The sequence below is a fragment of the Dietzia sp. HMSC21D01 genome (genome assembly GCF_001815995.1).
Classification (GTDB): Bacteria; Actinomycetota; Actinomycetes; order Mycobacteriales; family Mycobacteriaceae; genus Dietzia; species Dietzia cinnamea.
In genome coordinates this window covers 1-6,976 of the sequence record NZ_KV824131.1, presented here as the reverse complement: position 1 = coordinate 6,976, position 6,976 = coordinate 1, and the positions used below count along the sequence as shown (strand labels likewise).

General features: G+C 70.8%; 7 protein-coding genes. 2 read left to right on the top strand and 5 right to left on the bottom strand.

Annotation, left to right across the window (positions count from 1 at the left end):
* Positions 1-60: 60 nt before the first annotated feature.
* The 5 genes from HMPREF3086_RS16435 to ehuB all read right to left on the bottom strand — a co-directional run bounded on the left by HMPREF3086_RS16435 (position 61) and on the right by ehuB (position 4,741).
* A complete protein-coding gene (locus HMPREF3086_RS16435) occupies positions 61-1,533 on the bottom strand; it encodes an amidase (protein ID WP_070722974.1) in 1,473 nt (490 codons plus the stop codon).
* Positions 1,534-1,618: 85 nt separating this feature from the next.
* Positions 1,619-2,380: an ectoine/hydroxyectoine ABC transporter ATP-binding protein EhuA gene (ehuA, locus tag HMPREF3086_RS16430; RefSeq protein ID WP_061227450.1), complete on the bottom strand. Its 762-nt coding sequence runs from the start codon at positions 2,378-2,380 to the stop codon at positions 1,619-1,621.
* An 85-nt stretch (positions 2,381-2,465) separates the two neighbouring features.
* Positions 2,466-3,110 carry an ectoine/hydroxyectoine ABC transporter permease subunit EhuD gene (gene ehuD / locus HMPREF3086_RS16425; protein WP_007628425.1) on the bottom strand — a complete coding sequence of 215 codons (645 nt, stop codon included), beginning with the start codon at positions 3,108-3,110 and terminating at the stop codon, positions 2,466-2,468.
* Positions 3,107-3,838: an ectoine/hydroxyectoine ABC transporter permease subunit EhuC gene (gene ehuC / locus HMPREF3086_RS16420; RefSeq protein ID WP_061227451.1), complete on the bottom strand. Its 732-nt coding sequence runs from the start codon at positions 3,836-3,838 to the stop codon at positions 3,107-3,109. Before ehuC ends, ehuD begins: the two co-directional genes overlap by 4 nt.
* A gap of 6 nt (positions 3,839-3,844) precedes the next feature.
* Positions 3,845-4,741, bottom strand: a complete 897-nt coding sequence (ehuB, locus tag HMPREF3086_RS16415; protein ID WP_061227452.1) for an ectoine/hydroxyectoine ABC transporter substrate-binding protein EhuB — start codon at positions 4,739-4,741, stop codon at positions 3,845-3,847.
* A gap of 182 nt (positions 4,742-4,923) precedes the next feature.
* Here ehuB and otsB point away from each other — a divergent pair, with 182 nt between their 5' ends.
* Entirely contained in the window at positions 4,924-5,682 is a 759-nt protein-coding gene (gene otsB / locus HMPREF3086_RS16410) for a trehalose-phosphatase (RefSeq protein ID WP_061227453.1), read from the top strand.
* A gap of 155 nt (positions 5,683-5,837) precedes the next feature.
* Positions 5,838-6,914 carry a metal ABC transporter solute-binding protein, Zn/Mn family gene (locus HMPREF3086_RS16405; protein WP_232303122.1) on the top strand — a complete coding sequence of 359 codons (1,077 nt, stop codon included), beginning with the start codon at positions 5,838-5,840 and terminating at the stop codon, positions 6,912-6,914.
* Positions 6,915-6,976: the final 62 nt, after the last annotated feature.

The following is a 6,976-nucleotide window of genomic DNA, read 5'->3' as shown; positions in this document are numbered from 1 at the left end:
CGGCCGGCCCGGTGGCGGATGCTGCGGCCGGCCCGGTGGCCGACTCCGGGACGGGTGTCGTCATCGGTCATCGCCCCCGGCACCGCCGGCGTGGACCCGGGGCGTGGGCACCACCCTGCCCAGCGCGACCTCGAGGGCGGCGCCGACCCGGACGACGAGCCGGTCCTCGAAGCGGGCCCCCACCACCTGCAGACCCACCGGCAGCCCGGAGTCGGTCGTCCCGCACGGAACGCTCAGCGCCGGCTGCTGGGTCATGTTGAACGGATAGGTGTAGGGCGTCCACGAGGTCCAGTCCGGGCTGTGCCAACCCGGCGGCACGTCCGACCCCACGTCGAAGGCCGGGATCGGGGTGGTGGGCGTGATGAGGATGTCGTACCGCTGGTGGAAATCGGCCATCCTCGCCCCCAGCGCCATGCGGACGGCGACCGCGTCGAGGTAGTCGGCGGCGGAGTAGTCGTGATACCGGCCCAGGGCCTCGCGCATCGACGGGTCAACGCGCTCGATCGCGTCCGGCCCGTGCGGCGCGAGGACCGCGGCCAGGCCCGCGAACCACAGGACGTGGAACGCGTCGACGGGGTCGGTCACGCCCGGGTCGGCGGTGTCGACGTGCGCCCCGAGCTCGGAGAGGACGCCGACCGCGCGGGTGACCTCGCGCTCGACGTCGGCATCGTTCCGACCGAAGCCCAGCGTGGGACTGTAGGCGACCCGCAGGCCCTCGAGCGGGCGGTCGCCCCGCGTCCCCTCGGTCGCCGCGGCCAGATACCCGCCCGGGCCGGGCGTGGTGGCGCGCGCGGGGACGGCGGACCAGTCCCGCGGGTCGGGGCGCAGCAGAGCGTCCATGAACGCGGCGGCGTCGGACACCGTGCGGGTCATCGGCCCGGCGTGCGCGAGCGTGCCGAACGGGCTCGACGGGAACATCGGGATGACCCCGTAGGTGGGCTTGAGCGCGACGATCGCGCAGAACGCGGCGGGGATCCGGACCGAGCCGCCGCCGTCGGTGCCCAGTGCGAGCTGCCCGAGCCCGGCGGCGACCGCCGACGCCGCCCCACCGCTCGAACCGCCCGGGGTCAGGGCCGGGTCATGCGGGTTGCGGGTGATCCCGGTGAGCGTGTTGTCGGTGACGCCCTTCCACGCGAACTCCGGGGTCGTGGTCTTGCCGATCACCACGCATCCGGCCTCGTGGACCGCGGAGGTCACCGGGGCGTCGTCGGGCCAGGACGCCGGATCGGTGGCGCCCGGTTTGTCGGCCAGCAGGTGGGAGCCCCGCAGGGTCGGGACGCCCCGGGTGTAGAAAATGTCCTTGATCGACGTGGGTACCCCGTCGAGCGGACCGAGCGGCGCGCCGCTCCTGTACCGCTCCTCGGAACGCCCGGCCTCGGCGAGGGTCGCCTCGCGGTCGACGTGGCAGAAGGCGTTGATCCTCCCGTCCACCCGCTCGATGGCGTCGAGCGCCTCCTCGGCCGACTCCACCGGGGAGTACGCGCCGTCCCGGAAACACTCGGCGAGCTCAAGCGCCGTCAGGGTGACTGTCATGCGGGCACCTTCCACCGAACCGTCTGATTGTCGACAATCGTACAGTGCGGCGGCGCCCGGTCAAGGTCCGGTCGGCCCGCGGGACTCAGCGGTCGAGGACGGCCTTGAGGAACGTGCGGGTCCGCTCCTGCTGCGGGTCCGTGAAGATCGCCTCCGGCGTCCCCTCCTCGACGATCTTGCCCTTGTCGAACACGAGGACGCGGTCGGCGACGTCGCGGGCGAAGCCCATCTCGTGGGTGACGATGAGCATCGTGATGTCGGTGGACTCGGCGATCATCCGGAGGACCCCGAGCACGTCCGCGACCAGCTCCGGGTCGAGGGCCGAGGTGACCTCGTCGAGCAACAGGATGTCCGGGTCCATCGCGAGCGCGCGGGCGATGGCGACCCGCTGCTGCTGGCCGCCCGAGAGCGTGGTGGGGTGGGCGTTCTCCTTGTCCGAGAGCCCCACGGTGGCCAGGAGTTCCCGCGCCCGCGCCTCCGCCTCCTCCTTCGATCTGCCCAGGACGTGGATGGGCGCCTCGGTGATGTTCCTCAGCACCGTCATGTTGGGGAACAGGTTGAACTGCTGGAACACCATGCCGATCTTCGATCGGACGGCGCGCAGATGCTTCTGAGAGGGCTTGACCAGCTTGCCGTCCCTGAGCTGGTGGGTCAGCGGCTCGCCCTCCACCCAGATCACGCCGTCGTCCACCGACTCGATCGTCATCAGCAGCCGCAGGATCGTCGTCTTGCCCGATCCGCTCGGTCCGATCAGTGCCACGCGCTCGCCGCGCCGCACGGTGAAGTCGAGGTGGTCCAGGACGGTGTGGCCGCCGAACTTCTTGACCACCTTCTCGAACACCACCATCGGGGCGTCGTCGGCGCCCGTGGACCCCGGCCCGGCCGATGGCGTGTGACCGGCGGGGGCGGCGTCGCCGGCCGGGGTGGTGTCGTCAGTAGGCAAGGGACTTCTCCAGTCTCCGGATGAGAATCGATGTCGGGTAGCTCGCGAGCAGGAAGATCACGCCGGCGAGCGTGATCGGCTCGAGGTACTGGAAGTTCCGGGCGCCGTACTGCTGCGCTGCCGTGACCATCTCCACCACGGTGATGGCGAAGAGGAACGGGGTGTCCTTGAACAGCGAGATCGCATAGTTGCCGAGCGCCGGGACGGTGTTGCGGATCGCCTGCGGGAGCACGACCGCCCGCCACGTCCGGCCCGCGGGCAGGGACAGCGCCTGCGCGGCCTCCCACTGCCCCCGCGGCACGGCGTCGATGCCCGCGCGGTACACCTCGGCCATGTAGGTCGCGTAATGCACGCCGATCACGCCGATGCCGATCTGCAGCGCGGTGAACTGTGGGAGCAGGAAGTAGGCGAACAGCAGCTGAACCACGAGCGGGGTGAGCCGGATGAACTCGGTCACCATCCGCAGGGGCACCGTGATCACCGCGGGCGCGGCCCGACGGAGCACCGCCACGACCAGTCCCAGTGCGGCGGCGATGAGGAATCCGACCACGGTGGCGAGCAGCGTGATCCTGAAGCCCTCGAGCAGGACGGGCACGGCCTCGGCGGCGCGTTCCCAACTCCAGTCGACACTCATCGTCCGACCCCCACTGCCTCGTCGACCCGTTCGGGACGCAGACTCAGGACCTCACGCATCGACGGCCCGACCCCGAGTCGGGACTTCGCGCCGACCTCGAGCATGTTCATGAACAGGGTGAGGACGTAGGCGATGAGGAAGTACAGCACCAGACCGATCCCGAAGGCGAAGACGGTGTCACCGGTGACCCGCCGCAGCTCGCCGATATGGAAGGTCAGGTCCTGGAGCAGGATGAAGCTGGCCAGTGCGCTGCCCTTGAGCAGCTGGATCAGCAGGTTATTGAGCGGCGGGATCATCTGCACCCACGCCTGCGGGAAGACGATCCGGTACAGGCGTTGCCACGACGTGAAGTTCAATGCCAGTGCGGCCTCCCACTGCGGGGCCGGCACGGCGGCCAGCGACCCGCGGACGACCTCGGCCGCGTACGCCCCGTAGTTGAGCCCCAGCGCCAGGATCCCGCAGAACAGCGGGTCGAGCTCGTAGCCGAGCAGCGGCAGGACGAAGAACAGCCAGAACAGCTGCACCAAAAGGGAGGTTCCGCGGAAGAACTCGACGATAGTCCTCGACACCCCGCGGATGAGCATGAAACGGGAGCCCGCCGCCACACCCAGCACGAGCGCCAGCGCGAACGCCAGGGCCGCGCCACCGAGAGTGAGATAGATGGTGGTGACGATCCCTTCCTGGAGACGCGGCCACGCCTCCAGGAAGGAATCGATATTACTGTCCACCGCCGGCTACTCGGCCCCGGCGCACAGGTCGGCGGTCGTCAGTTCGGGATCGGGCAGCTCCTCCTCCGTGAAGCCGAACTCGCCCACGATGGAGAGGTACTTCTCCGGGTCGGAGGTGATCTTCGCCAGTTCCTCGTTGTAGGCGTCCAGCAGGTCCTTGTCGTCGGTGCGGAACACGGTGCCGCCGGCGCCGACCTGCGGCACCCCGTTGATCTCGGCGACGAACGACTGGGTGACCTCGACGGGCGCGTCGGGGTTGTTGTTCTTCATCCAGTTGAGCGAGATCCCGGTCAGCGCGAAGACGTCGGCGCGCCCGGACGTCACCGCGTCCATCCCGTCCTGCGGCGTGGCGACCTGCATCGAGTCGATGCCCAGCTCGGTCGCGTAGTCGGACTCGATCGCGCCCGTCATGGTCGCCAGCCGCGCCCCGCTGTCCGCCACCGACTGCATGTCGGTGAGGTTCATCGGGTTGCCCTCCTCGACCATGAGCGCGGTGGTGTAGTTGAACTCCGGCTCGCTGAACGCGGCCTGCTCGCAGCGCTCCGGCAGGATCGACATCCCCGCGCTGACCACGTCGAAGCGGTTGGCCTGCAGGCCGGGGATCAGGGCGCCGAAGTCGGCGTTCACGCCCTCGACGGTCTCGATGCCCAGGTTGCCGAAGATCTCCCGGTGCAGCGCGACGGTGGCGCCGGTCAGCTCTCCGTTCTCCATGAACGAGTACGGTGCCTCCCCTGCGAAGCCGACGGTCACGCTGCCGCGCTCCTGCAGCGTCTGCAGCAGGCTGGAGTCGTCATCGGTGTTCGTCGAGGTACACCCCGTGAGCGCCAGCCCGGCCACCACGACGGCGGCGACCACGCCCTTCGAACGACGGCGGACGGATGTTCTCAGCGCTGATGGTGCCATGGTCTTCAACCTTCCGATCGCGGTCGGACACCAGGCTCACCCGTGTGCCCGAATCCTCGTGCGCTCTCCGGTGCGTGATCGCCACGCCCGACTGGTGGTTCCTATGGGTTTGCTTAACGTAGCACGCGTCACATCGCCAGTAGAGGGTTTTTCACTTCGCCACCGCGCCTATCCTGAGCCACATGACGCCACCCGAGACGCTCGACGAGGCCCTCCGACGCGCTGCCGCGGCGCCCACCCTGGTGGTCGCGTGCGACTACGACGGCACGCTCGCGCCGTTCGTCGACGACCCCACCAGCGCTGTGCCCGCGCCCGGTGCCGTGGACGCGCTGGCGCGCCTCGCGGACCTGCCCCGCACGACGGTGGCGCTGCTGTCGGGCCGCAACCGCGCCGCACTGTCCGAGGTGAGCGGCGCGGGCGCGCCGGTGGTGCTGGTGGGGAGCCACGGGTCGGAGTGGGAGGGCGGTTTCGACTCGCCCCTCGACGACGACGAGGTGGCGCTGCTCGAGCGGGTGCGCTCCGAGCTGGAGGACATCGTCTCCCGCACCCCCGGCGCCCACGTCGAGACCAAGCCCACCGCCGCCGTCCTGCACGTCCGGCCGGTGCCGGATCCCGCTGCTCGCGACCGTGCGCAGTCCGAGGCCATGGCCGGGCCGGCCGCTCTCGACGGGGTGTTCGTCACCGAGGGCAAGAACGTGGTCGAGATCGCCGTCCGCGAGGCGAGCAAGGGCGCGGCCATCGAGAAGATGGTCGAGCAGACCGGCGCCGAGGTCGCGCTGTTCATCGGCGACGACGTCACGGACGAGCGCGGTTTCGCACGCCTACGCCCGCAGGACGTGGGCATCAAGGTCGGGGAAGGCGAGACCGCGGCCGCCCACCGCGTGGCCGACATCCCCGCGGTCGTCGAGCTGCTCGGTACCCTCGCCGACCTGCGCAGCTGACATCGCGGCGTGCGCGGCCGCCCTCGCCGCAGGCGTCGACGACGTCCCGTCACGCACCGGCCCACACGCGTCTCGCACCCCCGGATTCACACGCCGCGGCCTCCGCGGTTCTACACTTAACGACAACGGTTCCCATTACTACGAGAGTGGTGCTCGTGTCGTCGACCCCCCGCCAGAAGCGCATCCCCCCACGCCGAGCGCTGGCCGCGCTCGCGGTGACCCTGCTCGGCGCGGGCACGCTCGCCGCCTGCGGCGCCGACGGTCAGGCCGCCACCGACGACGGCGACCGCCCCCAGGTGGTCGCCTCGACGACCGTGTACGCCGACATCGCCGAGCAGGTGGCCGGCGACAACGCGACGGTGGAGTCCGTCATCTCCGACCCGGCGGCCGATCCCCACTCCTACGAGGCCAGCCCGGCGGACGCGGCGTCCGTCGGCACCGCCGACCTGGTGATCTACAACGGCGCCGGATACGACGGATTCGTGGACCTCGCGCTCGAGAACGCCGACGACGTGCCGGTCGTGCGGGCCGTCGACGAGTTCACGCGCGTCACCGGGGGCGTCGTTGCCGGCCACGACCACGCCGGCCACAACCACGCCGGCCACGACCACTCCGACGACGAGCACGCCGGCGAGGAGCACGGCGACGACCACGGAGAAGGGGGCCACGAGCACGGTGGCGCCGACGAGAACGAGCACGTGTGGTTCAGCCTGCCCACCGTCGCGGCCGTCGCCGAGCGCGTCGGCGAGGAACTCGCCGCGATCGACGCCGAGCACGCCGAGGAGTACCGCGCCAACGCCCGCGCCTTCGCCGACGCCCTGGGGCCACTCGAGGCCGAGCTCGAGGAGATCCACGACCGCGGCCACTTCCCGTACGCCCAGACCGAGCGGGTCGGCGCGCACCTGTTCGACGCCGCACACCTGACCGACCTGACGCCGCGCGGGTTCCTCGCCTCCGTCGAGAACGACACCGACCCGTCCGCCGTCGACCTCGCCGCCCTGCTCGATCTGCTCGCCGAGCGACGGGTCGCCTTCCTGGCCTTCAACACCCAGACCGAGACCTCCGTGACCGCCCGCGTCCGCGACGCCGCGGAGGAGGCGGACCTCGTCGTCGTCGACCTCACCGAGACCCTCCCCGAGGGCACCGACTACCTGAGCTGGATAACCGGGATCGTCGACCGGGTGGCCGGCGCGCTCGCCGACGCCGCCCCTGTGGCCGACGTCGGGCACTGATCGGATGGAGACCGACCCGACGGGCACCGACCCCGCCGCCGACCCCGCCGCCGACCCGTCCG

Bases quoted from the DNA above. Each gene is read 5' to 3' on its own strand.
- ehuA (WP_061227450.1), bottom strand. From the start codon at position 2,380: ATGGTGGTGTTCGAGAAGGTGGTCAAGAAGTTCGGCGGCCACACCGTC.
- ehuD (WP_007628425.1), bottom strand. From the start codon at position 3,110: ATGAGTGTCGACTGGAGTTGGGAACGCGCCGCCGAGGCCGTGCCCGTC.
- HMPREF3086_RS16435 (WP_070722974.1), bottom strand. From the start codon at position 1,533: ATGACAGTCACCCTGACGGCGCTTGAGCTCGCCGAGTGTTTCCGGGAC.
- otsB (WP_061227453.1), top strand. From the start codon at position 4,924: ATGACGCCACCCGAGACGCTCGACGAGGCCCTCCGACGCGCTGCCGCG.
- ehuB (WP_061227452.1), bottom strand. From the start codon at position 4,741: ATGGCACCATCAGCGCTGAGAACATCCGTCCGCCGTCGTTCGAAGGGC.